The organism is Streptomyces sp. GESEQ-4 (assembly GCF_017948455.1).
Lineage (GTDB): Bacteria > Actinomycetota > Actinomycetes > Streptomycetales > Streptomycetaceae > Streptomyces.
In genome coordinates this window covers 644259-670134 of the sequence record NZ_JAFFSU010000002.1, presented here as the reverse complement: position 1 = coordinate 670134, position 25876 = coordinate 644259, and the positions used below count along the sequence as shown (strand labels likewise).

Below are 25876 nucleotides of genomic sequence, written 5' to 3'. Positions count from 1 at the left end.
AGTCCCTTCAGTCGGCGAGGATCACCGAGCGGGTGAGGTGTCGGGGCCGGTCCGGGTCGAGGCCGCGCGCCGCGGCGACGGCGACCGCGAGCCGCTGGGCGCGGACCAGTTCGGCGAGCGGGTCGAGAGCGCCGGCCACCCACAACCCGCCGGTGGCCCGCACCTGTTCGGCCAGGCCCTCGGGCGGCTCCCCGAGCATCCAGGTGGCGGTGCCCTGGGTGGTGATGCTGATGGGACCGTGCCGGTACTCCATCGCCGGGTAGGCCTCGGTCCACGACAGCGAGGCCTCGCGCATCTTCAGTCCCGCCTCGTTGGCCAGCCCCACGGTCCAGCCGCGGCCCAGGAAGGTGAACTGCGCGCAGTCGACGAGCCCTTCGGGCAGCGGGGTGGCGAGCGCGGTGCGGGCGTCGGCCACCACGGAGTGGGTGTGCAGGCCCAGGTGGGCGCGGAACAGGGTCAGCGCGGTGGTCGCGAACCGGGTCTGCACGACGGACCGTTCGTCCGCGAAGTCGAGGACCACGACGTCGTCGGCGGCCGTCATGACGGGTGTGTCGGGGTCGGCGGTGAGAGCGGTCGTGCGCGTGCGGCCCCTCAACTGCCCAAACAGTTCCAGGACTTCGGTGGTGGTGCCGGAGCGGGTGAGGGCGACTACACGGTCGTACGAGCGGCCGTAGGGGAACTCCGACGCGGCGAACGCGTCCGTCTCGCCCTGCCCCGCGCCTTCCCGCAGCGCCGCTGCCGCCTGTGCCATGAAGTACGACGTGCCGCACCCGACGATCGCGACCCGCTCCCCCGGCGCCGGCAGCACTCCCCGGAACCGGCCGGCCTCCGCCGCGGCCCGCGTCCAGCACTCGGGCTGGCTGGTCAGTTCGTCCTCGACATGGGTCATGCCGTACCCCTCCCTCGCTTTGATTGTTCTTGCAAGATAGATCCAGTTTTCGAGCACAATCAAGCAGTCGCGCGGGACGGGCGTGCGTTAGGGTCGCCGGAAGATCGAGGGACGGAGGGTGCGGATGTCGCGGGACGCCCGCTGGAAGGCGCTGCTGGAGCTGCTCGTCGAGCGCGGCCGGCTGGACGTCGAGGAGGCGGCGGCCGAGCTGGCGGTGTCGGCGGCGACGATCCGGCGCGACTTCGACCAGCTGGCCGAGCAGCAGATGCTCGTCCGCACCCGGGGTGGCGCGGTCGTGCACGGGGTGTCGTACGAACTGCCGTTGCGCTACAAGACCGCCCGGCACGCCACCGAGAAGCAGCGGATCGCCAAGGCGGTCGCCGGTCTCGTCGCGCCCGGCGAGGCGGTCGGGCTGACCGGCGGCACGACCACCACGGAGGTGGCCCGCGCGCTGGCCGTACGCAGTGATCTCACGTCCGGCTCCCCCGCGCTGACCGTCGTCACCAACGCGCTCAACATCGCCAACGAGCTGGCCGTCCGGCCCCAGTTCAAGATCGTGGTGACCGGCGGGGTCGCGCGGGCACAGTCGTACGAGCTCATCGGGCCGCTCGCGGACGGTGTGCTCGGCCAGATCACGATCGATGTGGCCGTGCTCGGCGTCGTCTCCTTCGACGTCACCCACGGCGCTGCCGCGCACGACGAGGCGGAGGCCGCGATCAACCGGCTGCTGTGCGAGCGGGCCAGGCGCGTGGTCGTCGCCGCCGACTCCAGCAAGCTGGGGCGGCGGGTGTTCGCCCGGATCTGCCCGGCCGACGCGGTGGACACGCTGGTCACGGACACGGCGGCCGGTCCCGAGACGGTGCGGCGGTTCGAGGAGGCCGGGATCCAGGTGATCGCCGTCTGACGCCATGGCCGATTGTCCCGACAGCGCGCGCCGGACGGATCTAGGCTGACTGTGACGCCGTTCGAGCCGGGCCAGGGAGGCTGCGGTACGGGGCCGGGCCAGGGAGGCTGTGATGGACGGGACAGCGAGCGATCAGGGCGTACCGGGGGCTTCGCGGTATCTGCCGATCGCCGAGCACGGGCTGATCGGCGATCTGCGCAGCGTCGCCCTGGTGGGGACCGACGGGACCATCGACTGGTACTGCTGCCCGTCCTTCGACGCGCCCAGCATCTTCGCCGCGATCCTGGACACGGAGCGGGGCGGCGCCTTCGAGCTCGCCGCCTCGGTACCGGCCCGCACCAAGCAGTTCTACTTCCCGGACACGAACGTCCTGATCACCAGGTTCTTCACCGAGGAAGGCGTCGGTGAGGTGCAGGACTTCATGCCGATCGGCCACGAGGCCGAGGAAGTAGCCCGGCACCGGCTGATCCGGCGGGTGCTGTGCGTCCGCGGCTCCATCCCGTTCCGCGCGCGGGTGGCGCCCCGCTTCGACTACGGCTGCGTCCCGCACACCGTGCGCATGGAGGGCAACGTGGCGGTGTTCGCCTCCGACGGCCTGTCGCTGGGGCTGACCGCGACCGTGCCGCTGGAGGCCGAGGGCCTGGACGCGCGCGCCGACTTCAAGCTCGCCGAGGGTGAGTCGGCGGTGTTCGCGCTGGACCAGGTGGGCGGCGCGGTGGAGCCGCGCGGCTGTGCGCGCACCGAGGCCGAGAGCCAGTTCGACGTCACGGTGGCGTTCTGGCGGCGCTGGCTGTCCCAGTCCCAGTACCGGGGCCGCTGGCGGGAGATGGTGCACCGCTCCGCGCTCACCCTGAAGCTGCTCACCTATGCTCCGACCGGGGCGATCGTGGCCGCGCCGACGACGAGCCTGCCCGAGCAGATCGGCGGCGAACGCAACTGGGACTACCGGTATGTGTGGGTGCGCGACGCCGCCTTCTGCGTGTACGCCCTGCTGCGGCTGGGCTTCACCGGCGAGGCCGAGGCGTTCATGAAGTTCGTGACCCGGCACGTCAGTCCGGGCGACGGCAAACCCTCGGGCCCGCTGCAGATCATGTACGGCGTCGACGGGCGCACCGACCTCACCGAGCAGGAACTCGACCATCTCGAAGGGCACTTGGGGTCCGCGCCGGTGCGGATCGGCAACGGCGCGGCCGAGCAGCTGCAACTCGACATCTACGGCGCGCTCATCGACTCGATCTACCTCTACGACAAGTGGGCGAAGCCCATCTCCAGCGACCAGTGGGACGACGTGTGCGCCCTGGTGGACTGGGTCTGCGAGAACTGGGACCAGCCCGACGAAGGCATCTGGGAGACCCGCGGCGGCCGTAAGAACTTCCTGTACTCACGCCTGATGTGCTGGGTCGCGATCGAGCGGGCCATCCGCATGGCCAACCGGCGCGGTCTGCCCGCCGACCTGGTCCGCTGGCGCGGGCACCGGGACACGATCTACCGGCGGATCATGAAGCGTGGCTGGTCCGAGAAACGGCAGGCGTTCGTGCAGTACGAGGACAGCGACGTACTGGACGCGGCCGTCTTGATGATGCCGCTGACGAAGTTCATCGCCCCGACCGACCCGAAGTGGCTGTCCACGCTCGACGCCCTCACCCACGACCTGGTCTCGGACTCCCTCGTCTACCGCTACGACCCGCAGGCCAGCCCGGACGGACTGCGCGGCGACGAGGGCACGTTCTCGATCTGCTCGTTCTGGTACGTCGAGGCGATGGTCCACGCCGGCCGGATCGACGAGGCCCGCCTGGCCTTCGAGAAGATGCTCACGTACGCCAACCATCTCGGCCTGTACGCCGAGGAGATCAGCCACACCGGCGAGCAACAGGGCAACTTCCCGCAGGCGTTCACCCACCTCGCGCTGATCAGCGCGGCCTTCAATCTCGACCGCGCTCTCGGCTGACGTCAGCCGTCCATGCGCCGCACCAGGCTCTTGGGGCGCATGTCGGTCCAGTTGGCCTCGATGTGGTCCAGGCACTCCTGCCGGGGTGCCGGGCCGTGGACGACGCTCCAGCCGGCCGGTACGTCGACGAAGTCGGGCCACAGGCTGTGCTGGCCCTCGTCGTTGACGAGCACGGAGTAGACGCCGTCGGGGTTCTCGAAGGGGTTGGTCATGCCGGTTCCTTTCGGTGTGGGTGCGTTGCCTTCGGCTCTTCGGCAGCCCGGTCCACCAGAGCCCCCAGCGCCCGGAACCAGCCCTCGGCCAGGTCGCGTACGGCCTCCTCGGGCAGTACCCCGGGTGCGTAGGTCCAGTGGGCGGTCAGTTCGGGGCCTTCCGGCAGGTCCTCAGTGAGGGCGTTGACGGTCAGGGCGTGGGACAGCGGCATGCCGGGGTCGGCTTCCAGGTCCGCCGCGTCGGCCTCGGGGGCGTACGACCAGTCCGTGGCCTCGGGGACGCCGAAGCGCCCCATGTAGTTGAACTCGATCTGCGGACGCGCGAGTTCGGCGAGGACCGGTCCGGTCTCGGGGTTGAGGTGCCTGAGCAGGCCGTGGCCGATGCCACCCGTCGGCGCGGCGGCCAGGTGCTCGCGGACACGTGCCAGGGCCGTGTCGAGAGCGGGTCCCCCGGCGAGCGCGTCGGCGAGGTCCAGGGTGCCGGTGTCGAGCCGGACCGGCACGACGGTGGTGAACCAGCCCACCGTGCGCGACAGATCGGCCTCGCCCGCCAACTCCTCCTCCCGTCCGTGCCCTTCGAGATCCACGAGGACCGCACCACCGGACGCCGCCCCCCGCCAGTCGGCGACGGCAAGGGCGAGGGCGGTCAGCAGGACGTCGTTGACGCTCGCCCCGAAGGCGGCGGGCACCCGGCTGAGCAGGGGTGCCGTACGGTCCGCGGGCAGGGTGAGGGACAGGTGCCGGGAGGCGGCGGTGACATCGCGTTCCGGGTCGAGGGGCCGCAGCAGCGGGAGGGGTTCCTCGTCGGTCAACACCCTGGTCCACAGCGGCAGTTCGTCCTCGCGGGCGGGGTCGACGGCACGTGCGGCGAGCAGTTCGGACCAGCGCCGGAACGACAGGTCGACCGGTGCGAGCGCGGGCGTCCTGCCCTCGCTGACGTCGCGCCAGGCGGCGGCGAGGTCGGGCAGCAGCACGCGCCAGGACACGCCGTCCACGACCAGGTGGTGGATCAGCAGCAGTAGCCGTCCGGGCGTGTCCGGACCCGCGTCGAACCAGACGCCCTGGATCATCCGCCCGGCATCCGGGTCCAGGCGGCTCTGCGCGGCACGGGCGTGTTCGGCGACCGTTTCCCGGAGCGCCGCCTCGTCCGCGCCCCGGACGTCGGCGCGGACCACCCAGGACGCTGCGGGAATGCTGCCCGGCGGCGGCACGTGCAGCGACCACCGTCCGGTCCGCTCCAGCCGGGCCCGCAGCAGGTCGTGCCGGTCGGTGACGGCCTGGAGCACGGCATGCAGCCCGGCCTCGTCCAGGGTGGCGGGGGTCTGTACGAACGCGGCCTGGTGGTAGCCGGAGATCGGACCGCCCAGCTCCCGCAGCGCGTGCATGATCGGCGTCAGCGGCACGGTGCCGGAGCCGTCGTCGTGGGCGGGCCGCGTGAGCTGCGCGGCGTCCAGTTCCACCGCCACGGCGGCCAGCGCGCCGACCGTGCGGTGCTGGAAGACCTGCCGTGGAGTGATCCGCAGGCCGGCCGCGCGGACCCGGCTGACCAGTTGCATGGCGACGATGCTGTCCCCGCCGAGGGCGAAGAAGTCATCGTCGGCTCCAACCCCTGGCAGGCCCAGCACCTCCGCGAAGCGGGCGCAGAGAGTGCGCTCGACGTCGTTCGCGGGCTCCCGGCCGCCGGTCGCGAGCGTGAACTCGGGGGCCGGGAGCGCCCTGCGGTCGAGCTTGCCGTTGGACAGCAGCGGCAGTTCGTCGAGGAGCACGACGGCGGCCGGGACCATGTAGTCGGGCAGCGTCGCCGCGGTGTGGGCCCGCAGTTCGGCGGGGCCGGGGCTCGGCACACCGCCGGCCGGGACGACGTACGCGACCAGTTGTTTGGTTCTCGGCCGGTCCTCGCGGGCGACGACCACGACCTGGCCGACCGTGTCGTGCCGGTCCAGCACGGCCTCGATCTCGGCGAGTTCGATGCGGAAGCCGCGGATCTTGACCTGGTCGTCGGCGCGGCCCAGGTACTCGAGCGTGCCCTCAGCCGTCCAGCGGGCCAGGTCACCCGTGCGGTACATACGGGAGCCGGGTGCGCCGAACGGGTCCGCGGTGAACCGCTCGGCGGTCAGCTCGGGACGCCCGAGATAGCCGCGCGCCAGGCCCGCCCCCGCGAGGTACAGCTCGCCGGTGACGCCCGGCGGCACGGGCCGCAGCCGGCCGTCGAGCACATACGCCCGCGTGTTCCCGACCGGGCGCCCGACCACCGGCCGCTCGCTCTCCCCGATCCGGGCGGCGAGCGCGTCGACGGTCGCCTCCGTCGGCCCGTAGAGGTTGAAGGCCTCCGTGCCGGGCAGCGCGGCCAGCTCGCTCCACAGCGCGTCCGGCACGGCCTCCCCACCCACGCCCACCACCGCGAGCGGGCACTCACCGTCCTTGATCAGCCCGTACTCCGCCATCTGGGCCAGGAACGACGGCGTCACCTCGATGAAGTCGATGCCCTGGGCGCGGATGGCGGCGGCGGTCAGTTCGGGGTCGCGTCGCGTCTCGTCGTCGAGGATGTGCAGCGCGTGCCCGTCCAGCAGCCACAGCTGCGGCTGCCAGGAGGCGTCGAAGGAGAACGACCAGAAGTGCCCGACGTTCAGATGCCGCCGCCCGGTGCCCGCCTTGGCGAGGTCGTGCAGGGTGCGGCGGTGGCTGTGGAAGAGGTTGACCACACTGCGGTGGCAGACCACGACGCCCTTGGGGCGGCCGGTGGAGCCCGAGGTGTAGATGACGTAGGCCGGGTGGTCCGGGTCGGGGCCGACCGGGTTGCCACGGCCGGAGTGCGCGGCCAGTCGTACGACGGTCTCCTCCGCGTCGAGCGCCAGCCGGGCCACGCCTTCGCTGTCCGGCAGTCCCGCGGCGAGTGCCTCGGTGGTGAGGACCAGCCGGGCCCCGGCGTCGTCCAGCATGGCGAGGACGCGCTCGGCGGGCAGGTCCGCGTCGATCGGCAGATAGGCCGCGCCCGACTTGAGCACGGCGAGCATCGCGACGATGAAGTCCGCGGTGCGGGGCAGCGCCAGGGCGACGATCCGCTCGGGTCCGGCGCCGTGCTCGGCCAGCAGCCGGGCCAACCGGTTCGCGTGGTCGTTGAGTTCGGCGAAGGTCAGCGTCACGGGGCCCGCGACCACGGCGACGGCGTCCGGGGTGGCGGCGGCCTGGGCCTCGAAGAGCCCGGGCACGGTGGTCGGGGCGACGACCGGGAGAGCGGTGTCGTTCCAGGTCTCCAGGAGGGTGTGCCGCTCCTCGGGGGTGAGGATGTCGACGCGGCCCACCGCCTGGCCGGCATCGGCGGTCATCGCCTCCAGCAGCCGGACCATCGCCGCGGAGAGCCGTTCGGCCGTCGCGGTGTCGAACAGGTCGGTGCGGTACTCGGCGGTCAGTCGCAGCCGCTGTGCGGGCTCGACGGCCCAGGCGAAGGGATAGTGCGTCGAGTCCCGGTGGTCGCGGACCTCGGTCCGCAACCCCTCCTCGGCTCCGAGTCCGGTTCCGCCCCCGTCGGGGTACGACTCGAAGACCACGAGCGTGTCGAACAACTCCCCCAGTCCGGCGCCCCGTTGGATGTCGGCGAGCCCGAGGTGCTGGTGGGCGATGAGCCTCGACTGCTCGTCCTGGAGCCGGTCGAGGAACGCCGCCAGCGTCTCGCGCTCGTCGATCCGGACCCGTACGGGAACGGTGTTGATGAACAGACCGATCATCGACTCCACACCGCTCAGCTCCGGTGGCCGCCCGGAGACGGTCGCACCGAACACCACGTCGTCGCGCCCGGTGAGCCGGGACAGGACGATGCTCCAAGCGCCCTGGACCAGCGTGTTGACGGTCAGGCCGCGCGAACGGGCGAACGCGGTCATCGCGTCGGTCGCCTCCGGCGTCAGCAGCGTGGTGAGCGTCTCCGGAACGGCCGGTGCCCGGCCAGGGTCGGCGGGCACCAGATGCGTCGGCTCCGCCAGCCCGTCGAGCGCCTCCGCCCAGGCCGCCGAGGAGGCACCGGCATCCTGCCGGCCGAGCCAGGCCAGATAGTCCTTGTACGGCACCGGGGCCGGGAGTTCGACTCCCGCGTACAGCTGGGACAGCTCGGCCAACAGCCGTGGCACCGACCACCCGTCGAGCAGCAGGTGCTGGTGCGACAGCACGAGCCGGTACCGCTCGGGCCCGACCTCGACCAGCATCAGCCGCAGCAGGGGTGGCTCCGCCGGCTCGAACCGGCGCCGCTCCTGCGCCAGCAAGGAGGTCCACCGTTCCTCACGGACGGCGGCGTCCAGCTCGCTCAGATCCACATGCCGCCACGGCAGTACGGCCGTATGCGGTACGACGGCGACCGGGCGGCCCGAGGCCAGGTACCGGAAGCCGGCCCGGAGGTTCCCGTGCCGGTCCAGCAGCGCCTGCCCGGCCCGCCGCAGCCGTACGGCGTCCAGCGGGCCGTCGATGTCGTACGACACCTGCACGGTGTAGACGTCCGGCCCCGCGTCCCCGGAGTCGAACGCGGCGTGGAACAGCAGCCCCGCCTGGAGCGGCGACAGCGGCAGCACCTCCGCCGCACCGAACCCGGCGACCTCGGCCCGCTCCTCGTCGGTGAGCGCGACCAGCGAGGCGTCCGACGACACCGTCCCGCCGTCACCGTCGAGCTCTCGGGCGGCGCCGGCCAGCCCGGCGGCGGTCTTGTGGCGGAAGACATCCCGCGGGCTGACCACCAGCCCGGCCGCCCGCGCGCGAGCGACCAGTTGCATGGCAACGATGCTGTCTCCGCCCAGCGTGAAGAAGTCGTCGTCCACTCCGACGCGACGCAGATTCAGCACGTCAGCGAAGAGACCGCACAGGAGTTCCTCGCGCGGCGTGCGAGGAAGGGTGTCGGTGGTCTCGGCCTCGAAGTCGGGGGCGGGCAGGGCCCGGCGGTCGAGCTTGCCGTTCGGAGTGAGCGGCAGCGCGTCCAGGGTGACGAAGGCCGCGGGGGCCATGTGATCGGGCAGCACGGCGGCGACGTGCGCCCGCAGCACTGCGGAATCCGGCGTACGGCCCGGGGCCGGGACGACGTACGCGACCAGCTGTTGCTCGCGGGCGACGACGCTGACGTGGGCGACGGTGTCGTGGCCGGCGAGGGTGGACTCGATCTCGCCGAGTTCGATGCGGAAGCCGCGGATCTTGACCTGGTCGTCGGTGCGGCCGAGGTATTCGAGCGTGCCGTCGGGGGTCCAGCGGGCCAGGTCGCCCGTGCGGTACATGCGGGAACCCGGAGCGCCGAAGGGATCGGCGACGAAACGGTCCGCGGTCAACCCCGGCCGGTCCAGATAGCCACGCGCCAACTGGACGCCCGCCAGGTACAGCTCACCCGCCACACCGGGCGGAACTGGACGCAGGGCCGCGTCGAGGACGTACACGTGGGTGTTCCACACCGGGCGGCCGATGGAGACGCTATCCGTCACTTCGATGGCGGTGACGTCGACGGACGCCTCCGTCGGGCCGTACAGGTTGTGCAGCTCGGTCGGCGGCAGGGTGGCGCGGAAGCGGGCGGCGAGGTCGGGGGCGAGCGCCTCGCCACTGCACAGGACGCGGCGGAGGGTGGTGCAGTCGGCGGTGGTGGGCTCGTCCAGGAAGGCGCGGAGCATCGACGGCACGAAGTGGGCGGTGGTGATGCCGTGTTCCTGGATCAACTCGGCCAGGTAGGCCGGGTCCTTGTGGCCTTCGGGCTTGGCGACGACAAGGGTGGCTCCGGTGATGAGGGGCCAGAAGAACTCCCATACAGACACGTCGAAGCTGGAGGGCGTCTTCTGCAACACCCGGTCGTCGCCGGTCAGTCCGTACTCGTCCTGCATCCACAGCAGACGGTTGACGATGCCCGCATGCGGGACGACGACGCCCTTGGGGCGGCCGGTCGAACCCGAGGTGTAGATGACGTAGGCGGGACTCAACGGATCGTAGGCAGAGGGCAGTTCACCGTCCGGCCCCTCCTCCGGCAGCCCGTCCCGGACCACACACACCGGACGGGCATCCGCCAGCATGAAATCGAGCCGCTCCTGCGGATAGTCGACGTCCAGCGGAAGATAGGCCGCTCCGGCGCGATGCGTCGCGAGCAGGGCGACGACCAGCTCGACCGAACGGGGCAGGGCCACGGCAACGGTCCGCTCGGGACCGGCGCCCATTCCGGCCAGGACACGAGCGGTGTGCTCAACTCGCGCATCCAACTCCGCATACGTCAGCCGCTGCTCACCGAAGACCAGGGCAACAGCCTCGGGTGTGCGTTCCACCTGAGCCCGGAACAACTCGGGAAGGCTGGTCGCGTGGACCTCATGCGCGGTGTCGTTCCACCCCTCCACGACCGATCGCCGCTCCGACTCCCCCAGCACCTCCACATCCCGCACCGGCACATCCGGATCGGCCGCCACCTGTTCCAGCAACCGCACCAGACGCCCCGCCAGCAACTCGACGGTTCCGTGGTCGAACAGGTCGGAGCTGTACTCGATCCAGCCCTGGATACCGGACCCGTCCGGCTGCTCGATGAAGTCGAAGCTCAGGTCGAACTTGGCGCTCTCCTGCCGGAGCGGTTCGCGGCGTGCGGACAGGCCCGGGAGGTCGGGGGTGCTGCCGGGGTCGCCGAGGTAGACGACCATGACCTGGAAGAGCGGGTGCCTGGCCAGTGAGCGGGCCGGGTTGATGGCCTCCACCAGCCGTTCGAACGGCAGGTCCTGGTGTTCGTAGGCGGCCAGGTCGGTGTCGCGTACCCGGTCGAGCAGGTCGGCGAAGGTGGGTGTGCCGGAGAGGTCGGTGCGCAGGACCAGTGAGTTGACGAAGAAGCCGACCAGGTCTTCCAGGCGTTCGTCGGCGCGGCCCGAGATGGGTGCGCCGAGGGGGATGTCGTCGCCCGCGCCGAGACGGTGCAGCAGAGCGGCGGTGGCCGCCTGGAAGAGCATGAACATGCTGACGCCACGCCGGTGCGCGAGGCCGCGCAGGGCCCGCTCCAGCTCACCGTCGAGGCTCAGTCCGACGGCTCCGCCCTCGTGGCTGCCCTCTTGTGGGCGCGGCCGGTCGGTCGGGAGCGTCAGCTCCTCGGGAAGTCCGGCCAACGTCTCCTTCCAGTAGGCGATCTGGCGCGCCTGGAGGCTGCCGGGGTCGGTGTCGTCGCCGAGCAGCCGGTGGTGCCACAGGGTGTAGTCGGCGTACTGCACCGGCAGCGGCGCCCACTCCGGCTCACGGCCCTCGCTGCGGGCTCGGTAGGCGATGGCGAGGTCCCGCCACAGCGGGCCGTCCGACCACTCGTCGCCGGCGATGTGGTGCAGGACCAGGAGCAGGACGTACTCCTGCTGCGTCAGCTCGAAGACGTGGACGCGCAGCGGGAGTTCGCGGTCGATATCGAAGCCACGCCCGGCGGCCTCGGCCAGTCGGTCGGGGAGGTCGGCCTCGGACACCTGCTCGTGGTGCACCGGCACCGCGACCTCGGCACCGTCCAGGACGAGCTGGTGGGCGACTCCCTCGTGTTCCGGGAAGACCGTGCGCAGGCTCTCGTGGCGGACGGCGAGATCCCGGACGGCGGCGGCGAGGGCATCGCGGTCCAGATCGCCGGTCAGCCGCCAGGCCGCGGGAATGTTGTACGTGGCGCCGGGGCCCTCGATCCGGTGCAGCAGCCAGAGCCGTTGCTGGGCGAAGGAGAGGGGCAGCGGCTCCGGCCGGTCGAGCTGAGCGAGTGCCGGTCGCGTCATGACTCGTCCCGCGGAACCCGCCACACGCTCGCCGAGCCGGGCCGGTGTGGACGCCTCGAAGACCGTACGGACCGTCAGTTCGACGCCCAGCGCGGTGCGGACCCGGCTGACCAGCCTCATGGCGAGGAGTGAGTGGCCGCCGAGCATGAAGAAGTCGTCGTCGACGCCGACCCGTTCGAGGCCCAGCACGTCCGCGAACAGCCCGCAGAGGATCTCCTCGTGCGGGGTGCGCGGTCGGCCGTCGCTCGTCCCGGTCGTGAAGTCGGGGGCGGGCAGGGCCCTGCGGTCCAGCTTGCCGTTCGGGGTGAGCGGCAGCGTGTCCAGGGTGACGAAGGCCGCGGGGACCATGTGATCGGGCAGCGCGGCGGCCGTGTGCCGACGCAGTTCGCCGCTGTCGGGGGTGTGTCCGGGGGCGGGTACGACGTACGCCACGAGCCGTTGGTCGTGCGCGACGACCGCGGCATGGGCGAGGCTGTCGTGCCGCAGCAACACGTCGGCGATCTCACCGAGTTCGATACGGAAGCCGCGGATCTTGACCTGGTCGTCGGTGCGGCCGAGGTATTCGAGCGTGCCGTCGGGAGTCCAGCGGGCCAGGTCGCCCGTGCGGTACATGCGGGAGCCCGGTTCGCCGAACGGATCCGCCGTGAACCGCTCGGCGGTCAGCCCCGGCCGGTCCAGATAGCCACGCGCCAACTGGACGCCCGCCAGGTACAGCTCACCCGCCACACCGGGCGGAACAGGACGCAGGGCCGCGTCCAGGACGTACACGCGGGTGTTCCACACCGGACGGCCGATCGAGACACGGTCCGTCACCTCGACGGCGGTGACATCGACGGACGCCTCCGTCGGCCCGTACAGATTGTGCAGCTCAGCCGGCAGCAGAGCACGGAAACGCTCCACTACCGCCCCGGGAAGCGCCTCCCCGCTGCACAGCACCCGGCGCAGCCCCGTGCACGCCACGGCAGTGGGTTCCTCCAGGAACATCTGGAGCATCGAGGGCACGAAGTGCACGGTCGTGATGCCCTGCTTCTGGATCAACTCAGCCAGGTAGGCCGGGTCCTTGTGCCCGTCGGGCTTGGCGACCACAAGGGTGGCACCCGTGATCAGAGGCCAGAAGAACTCCCACACCGAGACGTCGAAGCTGGAGGGCGTCTTCTGCAACACCCGGTCGTCGCCGGTCAGCCCGTACTCGCCCTGCATCCACAACAGACGGTTGACAATGCCCGCATGCGGGACGACGACCCCCTTGGGGCGGCCGGTCGAACCCGAGGTGTAGATGACGTAGGCGGGACTCAACGGATCGTAGGCAGAGGGCAGTTCACCGCCCGGCCCCTCCTCCGGCAACTCCTCCCGCACCACACACACCGGACGAGCATCCGCCAGCATGAACTCCAGCCGCTCCGCCGGATAATCGGCGTCCAGCGGAAGATACGCGGCCCCCGCACGCTGCACAGCCAGCAACGCGACGACCAGCTCGACCGAGCGCGGCAACGCGACCGCCACCGTGCGTTCCGGCCCCGCCCCCATCCCGGCCAGCACACGCGCGCTGCGCTCGACCCGCGCATCCAACTCCGCATACGTCAGCCGCTGCTCACCGAAGACAAGCGCCACCGCATCAGGCGTACGAGCCACCTGAGCCCGGAACAACTCCGGAAGGCTGCTCGTCTCCACCTCACGCGCCGTGTCGTTCCACACCTCGACGACCGACCGCCGCTCCGACTCCCCCAACACCTCCACATCCCGCACCGGCACATCCGGATCGGCCGCCACCTGCTCCAGCAACCGCAGCAGACGCCCCGCCAACTGCTCGGCTGTCTTCTCATCGCACAGGTCGGCCGCGTACTCCAGCAGCAGCGTCAGGCGGTCCGACTCGTCGACGAAGGTGAAGTGGAGGTCGAACTTGGCCATGCCGGTGTCCATGTCGAACCAGTCGGTCGGCATGCCGAGCACGTCGGGGTCGCCGTCGGGGCGGTAGTGGTAGCCGAGCATGACCTGGAAGAGCGGGTTGCGCCCGGCCGTCCGGGGCGGGTTCACGGCCTCCACGACCTGGTCGAAGGGGAGATCCTGGTACTCGAACGCCTCCAGAGCCGACTCGCGTACCCGCCCGATGAGTTGACGGAACGTCGGCTCGCCGGACAGGTCCGTACGCAGCACGAGCGTGTTGACGAAGAACCCGACCAGGTCGTTCAGCGCGTCGTCCGTGCGGCCTGCGATCGGCGCTCCGAGGGGGATGTCGTCGCCGGCGCCGAGACGGTGCAGCAGGGCGGCGGTGGCCGCCTGGAAGAGCATGAACATGCTGGTGCCGGTCGTGGCGGACAGTTCGCGCAGCGCCCGGTCCATGTCGGCGGGCAGTTCCAGCCGGACCTTGCCGCCGCGCCCGGTGGGCTCGTCCGGGCGGGGCCGGTCGAGCGGTAGGTGCAGTTCTTCGGGCAGGCCGCGCAGGGTGTCGGTCCAGTGGGCGAGTTGGGTCTCACCGATCCGGTCGAGCAGGTCCCGCTGCCACAGGGTGTAGTCGGCGTACTGGACCGGCAGCGGCTCCCATGACGGTGCCTGGCCCTGCCGCCGTGCTTTGTATGCGGTGGTGAGGTCGGCGAGGAGCGGGCGGTCTGACCACTCGTCGGTGGTGATGTGGTGGAGTACGACGGCCACCACGTGGTCGGCCGGGCCGAGCCGCAACACCTCGCAGCGCAGGGGCAGTTCCCGGGCGAGGTCGAAGGGGCGGCGCTGGACCGTCTCGATCAGGGCGGGCAGTTCCGCCTCGGTGCAGTCGGTCACGGAGAACGCCGGTTCGGCGTCGGCCGCCGGGACGATCAGCTGGTACGGCTCGCCCGCGTGCTCGGTGAACACCGTGCGCAGGGCCTCGTGGCGACCCGCCACGTCCCGTACGGCGGCTCGGAGGGCGTCGAGGTCGAGGTCGCCGTGGAGGCGGAAGACCAGGGGGAAGTTGTAGGCGACGCCGCTGCCGGTGATCCGCTCGACGAGCCACAGCCTGCGCTGGGCGGCGGACAGCGGGATGCGCTCGGGGCGGGCCGCCTGGGTGATGGCCGGGCGGGCTGGGCGTCCGCCGTCCGCGCGGAGTGCGAGCAGTTCGGCGGTGGGTGCCTCGAAGAGGTCGCGGATGGCCAGTTCGGCGCCCAGTTCGGTGCGGGCCCGGCTGATCAGCCGGGTGGCCAGCAGGGAGTGGCCGCCCAGGTCGAAGAAGCCGTCCTCGGCGCCGACTTCGGGCAGGCCGAGCACCTCGGCGAAGAGCCGGCAGAGCACCTCCTCCTGCGGGGTGCGCGGTCCGCGGCCGGTGCCGAGCGCCACGGCCGGTTCGGCGTCCGGCAGGGCACGTACGTCCAGCTTGCCGTTGTCGTTCATGGGTAGCCGGTCGAGGGTGACGAACGCGGCCGGGACCATGTAGTCGGGCAGTTGCTGCTTGAGGTCGTCGCGCAGCCGCCGGATCAGGCTGTTGGCGTCGCGCGCGGCGGTCGGCTCGTTGGCGTACGGGGCGGTCCCGCCGCCCGGCCGGTACAGCCCGGCGGTGATGCCAGGCGCCCCTTCGGCGCGGGGCAGGAACACGGCGTCGTAGGTGCCGGGTTCGCGGGACCAGGTGCTCAGTACGCACGCGCCGAGGTCGTGCAGTGTCTCCGGGTCCACTCCCCCCGCTGCTCCCACGCGGGCGTCGGGGATGCCGGTGAGGCGCAAGGGTTCGGTCGTGCGGGCCAGGTCCGCCAGGTCGAGGGCGGCGCTGTACTCGACCGACGGGATGTCGTGCAGCCGCAGGTCCGGGTCACCGGCGTACAGGACGGCGTCGTAGCGGTGGCGGGTGAGTTCGTTGTGGTGGCGGGCGCGCTTGGTGCGCAGGTCGACGCCGATGCCGAGGGTGCTGAAGTAGTCGGGGTCGACGAGGAGTTCCTTCTCCAGGCGCAGGCCGCGCTCGACGGCCCGTTCCAGGCCGTCCTCGGGGACCCCCTTGGCCCGCTGGATCTCTGTCTGGAAGGTGCGGGCGAGCCGCAGGTTGCGGACGTCACCGACGAACAGGGCGCCGCCGGGGGCCAGGAGGCGCATGGCGCCCTGGATCACCGAGGTCAGGTAGTCGACGCTCGGGAAGTACTGGATGACGGAGTTGATGACGATCGTGTCGAAGTAGCCGTCGTCGGGCAGGCCGCTGAAGTCGTCGGCGGGCTGGGCTCGGAGGGTGACCTTGGCGGCCAGTTCCGGGTCCTGGCCCAGCTCTTCGCCGATCTTGCGGATGACGGGGGCGGCGAAGTCGGTGGCCCAGTAGGTCTCCGCGTCGGGGGCCAGCCTGGACAGGAGCAGGCCGGAGCCGACGCCGATCTCCAGGATCCGGCGGGGCCGCAGCGAGCGGATCCGCGCGACGGTGGCCTCACGCCACTCGTGCATCTCCTCGAAGGGGATGGGCCGGCCGTCGTACGAGGAGTCCCAGCCGGCGTAGTCCTCGGTGAAGACGGCGGTGCTGATCTCCTCGTACTCGTCGGAGTAGATCTCCTGCCACTCGCCGACCTGGTCGCGCTCTGCGGCGTCGCGGTCGTCGCCGGTGAGCCGGGCGGGGACGACATAGCCGACGAGCCGTTCGTCGCGGACGAGCACGGCGGCGTGGGCGACGTGCGGGTGCCGGGCCAGCGCGGTCTCGATCTCGCCGAGTTCGACGCGGTAGCCGCGGATCTTGACCTGGTCGTCGGTGCGGCCGAGGAAGTCGAGGTTGCCGTCGGGGCGGCGGCGGACCAGGTCTCCGGTGCGGTACATGCGCTCGCCGGGTGCGCCGAACGGGTCGGCGACGAACCGCTCCGCGGTCAGCGCGGGCCGGTCGAGATAGCCGCGGGCCAGGCCGATACCGGCGATGTACAGCTCGCCGGGCACTCCCTCGGGCACCGGGCGCAGCCAGGCGTCCAGGATGTGGGCGCGGGTGCCGCGGATCGGTCGGCCGACGGTGGGGGTGGCGCTGTCGAGGGTGCCGCCTCCGAGCGTGTTGATGGTGTACTCGGTGGGTCCGTAGAGGTTGTAGCCGTACGTTCCCTCCGTGTCGCGGAGCCGGTTCCACACGGTCTCCGAGACGGCCTCGCCGCCGAGCAGCACGAGCGGCGGGCGGTGCCCCTCCAACAGGCCCTGCTCGATGAGGAGATGGGCGTAGGTCGGGGTGACGTTCACGACGTCGACCCGCTGCGCCTCGCAGTACGCGACCAGAGCCTCGGCGTCGCGCCTCAGCTCCTCGTCGCAGATGTGCACCTCATGTCCCTCGACCAGCCAGAGCAGTTCCTCCCACGACATGTCGAAGGCGAACGACACGGTGTGGGCGATGCGCAGCCGCCGTCCGCCCGCCGAGGCGATGGCCGGTTCGAAGATCTCCCGCTGGTGGTTGAGCTGCATGTTGGTCAGCCCGCGGTAGGGCGTGACGACACCCTTGGGGCGGCCGGTCGAGCCGGAGGTGTAGATGACGTACGCCGGGTGTTCCAGGCTGAAGGTCCGGCGGGCCAAGTCGCCCGGGCAGGCGGCCAGTTCGGCGGCGATCGCCGGGTCATCCAGCAGGACCCGCGGAGTGTCGGAGGAGGTCAGTCGGGCGGACACCTCGGCGTTCGACAGCAGCATGGCCGGACGGGCGTCGTCGAGCATCGCGGTGAGCCGGTCGTCCGGGTAGTCCAGCTCCAGCGGCAGGTACGCGGCGCCCGTGCGCAGCACCGCGAACAGCGCGACGACCATCTCGACGGAGCGGGGCAGACCGAGGGCGACGACCCGCTCGGGTCCGGCGCCGCGGGCGAGCAGCAGATGGGCCATGCGGTTGATGCGGGCGTCGAGTTCGGCATACGTCAGCGTCTGATCCCCGAAGACAACCGCGGTGGCGTCGGGGGTGGCCGCGGCCTGGTCCGCCAGCAGGTCGGCGATGGTGTCCTCGGGGTCGGGCACCCGGCCTTCGGCTCGCTCGCGCTCCAACTCCCGGTGTTCGGCGGGCAGTAGGGGATCAAGCCCGCCGACCGCGGCATCGAGGTCCTGGGTGAGCCGGTCCAGGAGCAGGGTGAAGCGGTCGAGCAGGTTCTGGGCCTGGGGGCGGGCCACGACGTCGGCCCGGTGGGTCAGGGTGACCTGGATGGAGCGGCCCGGGGTGACGACGAGGTTGACGGGATAGTGGGTGGCGTCGACATTGGCGACGGCCGTCGCGCCGTGCCGGTCGCTCAGCTCGGCGAGCCGCTCCTCGGTGTCGCTGTTGCGCAGCACGAAGAGGGTGTCGAACAGCCGCCGGTGCCCGGTCTCGGCCTGCAGTACGCCGAGGCCCAGGTACTCGTACGGCATCACGTCCAGGCGCTCGTCCTGGATGCGGCGCAGCAGCACGAGCACCGGTTCGGCGGGGTCGTAGGCGATCCGGGCGGGGACGGTGTTGAGGAACATGCCGATGACGTTCTCGATCTCCGGCACCTCGCTCGGCCGGCCCGCGACGGTGGTACCGAAGACCACGTCGGTACGTCCGGTGGCGCTCGCCAGGGTCAGGCCCCAGGCGGCGTTGAGGACGGTGTTGAGGGTCAGCCCGTGCCGCCGGCCGATCTCGCGCAGCCGCTCGCCCACCGCATCGGGGAGCGAGGCGTCCAGGCTCTCCGGGATGTCGGGCGCCAGGCCCTGGTCGGTGGCGGCGAGCAGGGTGGGTTCGTCGAGTCCGGCGAGGGCGGTCCGCCAGGCATCGGTGGCGACGGCGGTGTCCTGGACCTCCAGCCAGGTCAGGTAGTCACGGTAGGAACCGGGTGCCGGAAGGTCGCTCGCGTCGCCCGCGGACTCGTACAGGGCGAAGAGCTGGTCGAGGAAGAGCCACGCGGACCAGCCGTCCCACAGCAGGAGGTGCCGGCCGACGATCAGCCGGTCGCCGCGCTCGGCGCCGAGCCGGACGAGGAGCATCCGGAACAGCAGGGGCCGGGTCAGGTCGAAGCGGCGGGTGCGCTCCGCGTCCGTCAACTCCCGCAGGCGTACGTCCTGTTCGGCGGCAGTCAGCTCGGACAGGTCGATCTCTTCGAGCGGGATCTCGGGATCGCGGACGATGAACTGCACCGGCTGGCGCAGTCCTTCGCTGGTGAATCCGGCACGCAGGCTGGGGTTGCGCTCCAGCAGCACATGTACGGCGGTGCGCAGCCGGTCGGTGTCCAGGGGCGTGGCCAGGTCGAAGGACTCGTGGACGGTGTAGACGTCGAGGACGCTGTCGTCGTACGTGGAGTGGAAGAACAGGCCTTCCTGGAGCGGGGCCAGCGGCCAGATGTCCTCGACCGGGTAGGGGCTGAGCCGGTGGACGCGCTCGGTCTCGTCGGCGGTGAGCGCGAAGGACGAGCTCAGCTCCCGCGCGGCGGTGACCGGTGTGGCCGCCGCGGCGAGGGCGGCGGGCGTGCGGTGTTCGAAGACGTCCCGCGGGCCCAGGTCCAGGCCCGCCCGGCGGGCGCGGCTGGAGACGCCGATGGAGGTGATGCTGTCGCCGCCGAGCATGAAGAAGTCGTCGTCGATGCCGACCTCGTCGAGCTTCAGCACGGCGGCGAAGATCTCGGTGAGCACACGTTCGTTCGCGTTGCGCGGGCCGCGTGCCTCCGCCCGTACGGCCTGTGGTGCGGGCAGCGCGGCTCGGTCGAGTTTGCCGCTGGGGGTGAGCGGGAGGACGTCGAGGACGACGTAGGCGCCGGGCACCATGGGGGCGGGCAGTTCGGCGGAGAGGGCGGCCTGGAGATCGGCGGGCAGGGGTTGGGCGTCCCGGGCCGGGACGACGTAGGCGACGAGCGCGCCGCCGGTGACGGTGACCGCGGACTGGGCCACGTCGGGGTGGCGGGCCAACGCGGCCTCGATCTCGCCGAGTTCGATGCGGTTGCCGCGGATCTTGACCTGGCGGTCGGTGCGGCCCAGGTACTCGATCACGCCGTCGGCGCGGCGGCGCACGAGGTCGCCGGTGCGGTACATGCGCGTGCCGGGTTCGCCGTACGGATCGGCCACGAAGCGCTCGGCGGTCAGGCCGGGCCTGGCGTGGTAGCCGCGGGCGAGTTGGACGCCCGTCAGGTACAGCTCGCCCGGTAGTCCGTCGGGCACCGGGTGCAGGCAGGAGTCGAGGACACGCAGGCCCGTGTTCCACACCGGGCGGCCGATGGGCACGGTGATGCCGGGGGCGCCGTCGTACGCGTGGTACGTCACGTCGACCGCGGCCTCGGTGGGGCCGTACAGGTTGTGCAGCGGCACGCCGGTCAGCTCCCGCCAGCGGGCGGCGGCGGCGCCGGGCAGAGCCTCGCCGCTGCTGAAGACGCGCCGCAGGGACGCGGCCCAGACCGGATCGGCGGTGATCTCCTCGGACTGGAGGAAGGCCTCCAGCATCGACGGCACGAAGTGCAGGGTGGTGATGCCCTGTTCCCGGATCAGCCCGGCGAGATAGGCCGGGTCGCGGTGTCCGTCCGGGCGAGCGAGGACCACGGTGGCGCCCTCGCACAGCGCCCAGAAGAACTCCCAGACACTGACGTCGAAGCTGGCCGGGGTCTTCTGGAGCACCCGGTCGTCGGCGGTCAGCCCGTACTGGCCCTGCATCCACGCGAGCCGGTTGACGATGGCCCGGTGAGTGACGACGACACCCTTGGGACGGCCGGTGGAGCCCGAGGTGTAGATCAGGTAGGCCGGGTCGTCGGGGTGCGCGGGGGTGGGGCGGACGTCGGGCGTGTCCCCGGACGGGGTGTCGGGCAGCAGGGCTGCGAGGCCAGGGACTTCGGGGTGCTTCAGGGCCGGGCGGACTTCGGGCACATCCCCCGCCGGGCCCTCGGACAGCAGCCCATCAACGCCACGGACCTCGGGGTGCGCCAGGGCCGGGCGCGCATCGGGCACATCCCCCGCCGGGCCGTCGAGCAGCAGCGCTTCGAGGCCGGGGACATCCGGGAGCCGGGCGCCGGTCACGGTGATGACCGTCGTGGCGCCGGAGTCGGTGAGCATGTGGGCCACGCGGTCGGCGGGGTAGTCCACGTCGACCGGCAGATAGGCCGCGCCGGACTTCAGCACGCCGAGCAGCGCGACCATCAGCTCGGCCGAGCGCGGTACGGCGACGGCGACGACTGTGCCCGGACCGACGCCCCGCGCGGCGAGTCGACACGCCAACTCGCCTGCACGGGCGTCCAGTTCGCGATAGCTGAGGGTCTCGGCCTCGTAGACGACCGCGAGGGCCTGCGGGGTGCGGGCCGCCTGCGCTTCGAAGGCCGCCGCGAGTGTCGTGTCGGGGACCTGACGCCGCTCGCCGGTCAGGTCGGCGTCGGAGAGCTCCTCGGCCGACAGGAGTTCCAGGCCGGCGGCGGTCTGTCGCGGGTCTGTGGCCACGGCGTGCAGGATGCGGGAGAGCCGGTCCGCGATCCGGCGTACGGCCTCGGAGTCGAGTCGGCCCGCGTGGTACTTGAGGCGCAGGTCGAGTCGGCGGCCGGGCTTGACGATGAGGGCGAGCGGGTAGTGGACGGCGTCGTGGAACTCGTGGCCGGTGAGCCGCAGGGTGCCGCTCGGGTCGGCGAGGCCGTTCGCGTGTGGGTAGTTCTCGAAGACGACGAGGGTGTCGAAGAGGTCGCCCGCGCCCGCGAGGCCGGCGAGGCGCTGGAGTTCGGCGAGGCCGAGGTGCTGGTGGTCCAGCAGGCGGGACTGTTCGTCCTGCATGCGGGTGAGCAGGTCGGCCAGGGGGTCGGTGGGGTCCCAACGGAACCGGGTCGGCAGGGTGTTGATGAACAGGCCGACCATGGACTCGATGCCCTCGACCTCGGCGTCGCGGCCGGAGACGGTGGTGCCGAACACCACGTCCTGCCGGGCGGTCAGCCGGCCGACGAGCAGGCCCCAGGCGCCCTGGACGACGGTGCCGAGTGTCACCCCGTGCTCCCGGGCGCGGGCCGCCAGTCGCGCGGTGACCTGCTCGGAGAGCTCGACGCGGATCTGCGCGGGCTCGACGGGCGCCCCGTCGGCGGGCGTCTCGACCAGCCGGGTGGGCTCCTCGACTCCGGCCAGCGCGGTACGCCAGGCCGCACGCGCGGCATCCCGGTCGGCGGCGGCCAGGCGGCGCAGATAGGCCTGGTACGGCGCCGGCTGCGGCAGCTCGGCCGGAGTGTCCCCGTAGCAGGCCATCAGCTCGCGGTGCAGCACGGGCAACGACCAGCCGTCGGCCACGATGTGATGGAACGTCAGCAGCAGTCGGCTGCGGTCGCCGTCGAGACGGACGAGTGCGCAGCGCATCAGGGGCGGACGGGCGAGGTCGAAGCGGCGGGCACGCTCGTCGGCGGCCACCGCCTCGGCGAGCTGTTCGCGGACGTCGGCGGCCTGGGCGGAGAGGTCCACTTCCTGCCACGGCAGCTCCACCCCTCCGGCGACGATCTGCACGGGCTGCCCGTCGCCGCACCGGCGGAAGCAGGCGCGCAGTGGGGCGTGCCGGTCCAGGACGCGCTGGGCGGCCCGGCGCAGCTGCTCACCGTCCACCGGTCCCGACAGTTCGAGGGCCTGCTGGACGACGTAGGCGTCACGGTCGGCGCCGTCGAGAACGGAGTGGAAGTAGAAGCCCTGCTGGAGCGGGCCCAGCGGCAGCAGTTCCTCGACGGTGAGCGGGAACTCGCCCTGGAGTTCGGCGAGTTCGTCGGCGGTGACGTGGACGAGCGGGGCGTGGTCGTCGGTGTTCTGCTGTACGACCTCTCCCGCCGCCTCGGCGAGTGCGGCGACCGTGCGGTGCCGGAACACGTCGCGGGAGCTGAGCCGCAGCCCGGCCCGGCGGGCGTGGACGAGGAGTTGGATGGCGGTGATGCTGTCGCCGCCGAGGGCGAAGAAGTCGTCGTCGATGGTGGCCGAGCGCAGGCCGAGCACGTCGGCGTAGGCCGCGCACAGGAGTTCCTCGCGGGCGTCCCGGGGCGGACGGCCGGCGCTGGCGGCGCCGTAGTCGGGGATCGGGAGCGCGGAGGCGTCGAGCTTGCCGCTGGGGGTGACCGGGAGGCGGTCGAGGGGGACGACGGCCGCGGGGACCATGTACTCGGGCAGTTTCTCCGCGACGTATGAACGCAGCGCCCGCATCAGGGAGTTGACCTCGCGGAAGGGCGCGGGGCGGTTGGCGTGGGGGGCGGTGCCGGACGGCCGGTACAGGGTGCCGCCCGGCAGGTCGCCCGGGGCGAACACGAGGTCCAGGCTGCCGTCGTCGGCGGCGCCGTTCCAGGTGATGGCGGTCCGGTAGCCGTACCGGGCGCCGAGCGCGTGGAAGGCCTCGGGGTCCGGGGCGTCGGCGGTACGGCTGCTGTCGTCGAGGGCGGACAGCGCGGCCAGGTCCTCGGCGAGGCGGGCGTTGGGGACGGCGGTGACCCTGAGCGGGGTGGCGCCGCCTTCGGCGAGCCGGGCTTCGAGTGCCGCCTGCCCGCTCCACGGGATCTCGTCGAGGTCTGCCCGCACCGGGGCCTGGGCCCGTCGGCGCAGCACCACGTCGTACCGGTACCGCGTCAGCTCGTTGTGGTGGGCGCCCCGCTTGACCTGGATCTCGGCGTCGAAGCCGTCGAGGGAGGCGAAGTAGTCGGGGTCCAGGAGGAGTTCGCCCTCCCAGCTGATCGAGCGCTCCACGGCCGCCCACAGGGCCTGCTTGTCCTCGGGGTCGTCCGCACGCCGGGTCTCGACGGCCGTGCGCAGACAGCGCAGCAGGCGGGCGTTGCGCACGTCGCCGATGAAGAGGGTGCCGCCGGGTGCGAGCAGGGTGTCGACGGCGCGGATGACGTCCGTGAGGTAGTCGGCGCTCGGGAAGTACTGGGCGACGGAGTTGAGGACGACGGTGTCGAAATGGCCCTCAGGCAGTCCGCTGACGTCATGTGCGGGCCGCGCGCTCAGGCGGACCCGGTTGGCGAGTTCCGGCACGGCCTCGACCTGGGCCCGCAGGGCGCGTACGGCCTCTTCGGAGAGGTCGGTGCCCCAGTACTCCGCGCAGCCCGGCGCGACACGGCTGAGGATCAGGCCGCTGCCTACGCCGATCTCCAGGACCCGGCGGGGAGCGAGTTCCTCGATGCGGGCGACGGTCGCCGCGCGCCACTCGCGCATCTCCTCGACGGGGATGGGCAGTCCGTCGTACATGCTGTTCCAGCCCGCGAAGTTCTCGCGAACACCATGCTCGTGGTCGCCCTCGGATCCGGCCGCCGCGTACAGGAGTTCGTGGAGGTCCTTCCACTCCCGTACCTGCTCGGTCATGTCGGGGACCGTGGTGCCGTCCAGTGCGGGGACGACGTACGCGGCGAGCCGCCGGTCACCGGGGCGGTCCTCGCGGACCACCACCGCTGCCTGGTCCACGGTCGGGTGGGCGCGCAGAACAGACTCGATCTCGCCGGGTTCGATGCGGAAGCCGCGGATCTTGACCTGGGAGTCGGCGCGGCCGAGGAACTCCAAGCGTCCGTCGGCCTTCCAGCGCACCAGGTCGCCGGTGCGGTAGAGGCGTTCGCCGGGTGCCCCGAACGGGTCGGCGACGAAGCGTTCCGCCGTCAGGTCGGGCCGTCCGAGGTAGCCGCGGGCGAGCCCGGCGCCGCCCAGGTACAGCTCGCCGGGGACTCCGGGCGCGACGGGCTTCAGGCGGGCGTCGAGGACGTAGGCCCGCGTCCCCGGGTCGGGGATGCCGATGGGGACAATGGAGCCGGCCGGGATGTCGGGGTCGCACAGGCCGAGGGTGGAGTTGGTGGTCGCCTCGGTGGGGCCATACGCGTTGAACATCATCCGGCCGCGGGCATAGCGGCCCACCAGCTCCGGCGAGACCCGTTCGGTGCCCGCGAGCAGGGTGGCGGGCGGCAGTTCGACGTCCTCGGGCATGGCGGCGAGCAGCGCCGGCGGGAGGATCATGAAGGTGATGCCGTGTGCGTGGGCGTAGTCGGCGAGCACCGCGCCGGGCACCCGCAGCTCGCTCGGTACGACGACGAGCCGGCCGCCGGACAGCAGGCCGAGGCACAGGTCCCAGAACGCCACGTCGAAGCTGGGCGAGGCGAACTGCAGCACCCGGCTGTGCGGACCGATCCCGAACCGTTCGGTCTGCGTGGCGACCAGCTTGGCGACGCCCGCGTGGGTGAGGACCACGCCCTTGGGGCGGCCGGTGGAGCCGGAGGTGTAGATCACGTAGGCGGCGTTGGTCACGGACAGTGTGCTGGTGTCCGGTCCCTGCGCCGGGTGCTGGGCCAACTCCCGTACGGTCTCCGGGGCGTCGAGGACCACGACGTCCATGCCGTCGCAGGGCGGGATGTCCGCCGCGACCTCGGCCGTGGTGACCAGGCAGACCGGGGTGGCGTCGGTCAGCATGTAGGCGATGCGGTCGGCCGGGTAGTCGGTGTCCACGGGCAGATAGGCGGCACCGGACTTCAGGACGGCGACTTCGGCGACGACGAGTTCGGCGGAGCGGGGCACCGCGAGGGCCACCACGCGCTCGGGTCCGGCGCCGCGAGCGATCAGAGCGTGGGCCAACCGGGCCGCGCGCTCATCGAGTTCGGCGTAGGTGAGCGCGGTGTCCTCGAAGACCAGCGCGATGTCGTGCGGGCGGACGCGGACCTGCTCGGCGAACATCTGAGGCCAGGTGCGCGGCGGGACGTCGTGGGCGGTGTCGTTCCACTCCCGCAGGACGCGGTGGGTCTCCTCGGCGCCGAGGAGCGCCAGTTCGCCGACGGGGACGTGCGGTCGGGCGAGGCCGTCGGCGAGCAGGGTGGCGTAGTGGTCCGCCATGCGCCGGGCGGTGTCGGCCTCGAAGAGATCCGGCCGGTACGTCACCAGGATGTCCCCCGCGCGGACGTCGAGCGCCACGTCGAGGGAACCGTCGCGCATGCCGCCGTACGCCGTGTTGAAGAACAGTCCGCCGCCCCGGGTGGGCTCCGGTCGCAACCGGTCGATCAGCGTGGTGAGTTCGATGCGGTGGGCTCGGGCCTGCTCGGCCGCCTCGGTCACGCGTCGTACGAGCTCCGCGAAGGGCGTGCCGCCGTCCAGGGCGATCCGGAGCGGCAGGCCCTCATGGCCGAGGGTGATGTCGTGCCCGCCTCCGTAGCGGTGCAGCAGGGCGACATAGGCGGCCAGGAGTGTCGGTGCGTCGGCCGTGACGTCCAGCGGGCGGCTCAGTGTTCGGCGTTCCGCGTCGGGCCGGGCGGGGTAAGGAAAATCGGCGGGGAGGGGGGTCTCCAGCGGGAGGGGATCGAGTTGCCGCTGCCAGAATGCGGCCGCTGTTTCGTCGTCGGTACCGGACACACGTTCTTCGAAACCGGA

General features: G+C 71.9%; 5 protein-coding genes. 2 read left to right on the top strand and 3 right to left on the bottom strand.

Annotated elements, in window-relative coordinates; genetic code table 11:
* Window positions 1-7 precede the first annotated feature (7 nt).
* Complete coding sequence (locus KCH48_RS08165) at window positions 8-889, bottom strand: SIS domain-containing protein (protein ID WP_210571462.1); 882 nt, start codon at window positions 887-889, stop codon at window positions 8-10.
* 124 nt (window positions 890-1013) lie between these two features.
* Here KCH48_RS08165 and KCH48_RS08160 point away from each other — a divergent pair, with 124 nt between their 5' ends.
* Together KCH48_RS08160 and KCH48_RS08155 are read left to right on the top strand one after the other, a co-directional pair.
* Entirely contained in the window at window positions 1014-1793 is a 780-nt protein-coding gene (locus KCH48_RS08160; RefSeq protein ID WP_210571461.1) for a DeoR/GlpR family DNA-binding transcription regulator, read from the top strand.
* Window positions 1794-1905: 112 nt separating this feature from the next.
* Window positions 1906-3741 carry a glycoside hydrolase family 15 protein gene (locus KCH48_RS08155; RefSeq protein WP_210571460.1) on the top strand — a complete coding sequence of 612 codons (1836 nt, stop codon included), beginning with the start codon at window positions 1906-1908 and terminating at the stop codon, window positions 3739-3741.
* Between the two features lie 2 nt (window positions 3742-3743).
* Here KCH48_RS08155 and KCH48_RS08150 read toward each other — a convergent pair whose 3' ends face one another.
* Together KCH48_RS08150 and KCH48_RS08145 are read right to left on the bottom strand one after the other, a co-directional pair.
* Complete coding sequence (locus tag KCH48_RS08150) at window positions 3744-3953, bottom strand: MbtH family protein (RefSeq protein WP_210571459.1); 210 nt, start codon at window positions 3951-3953, stop codon at window positions 3744-3746.
* Entirely contained in the window at window positions 3950-25858 is a 21909-nt protein-coding gene (locus KCH48_RS08145) for a non-ribosomal peptide synthase/polyketide synthase (protein ID WP_307840834.1), read from the bottom strand. The genes KCH48_RS08150 and KCH48_RS08145 overlap by 4 nt, the downstream gene beginning before the upstream one ends.
* Window positions 25859-25876: the final 18 nt, after the last annotated feature.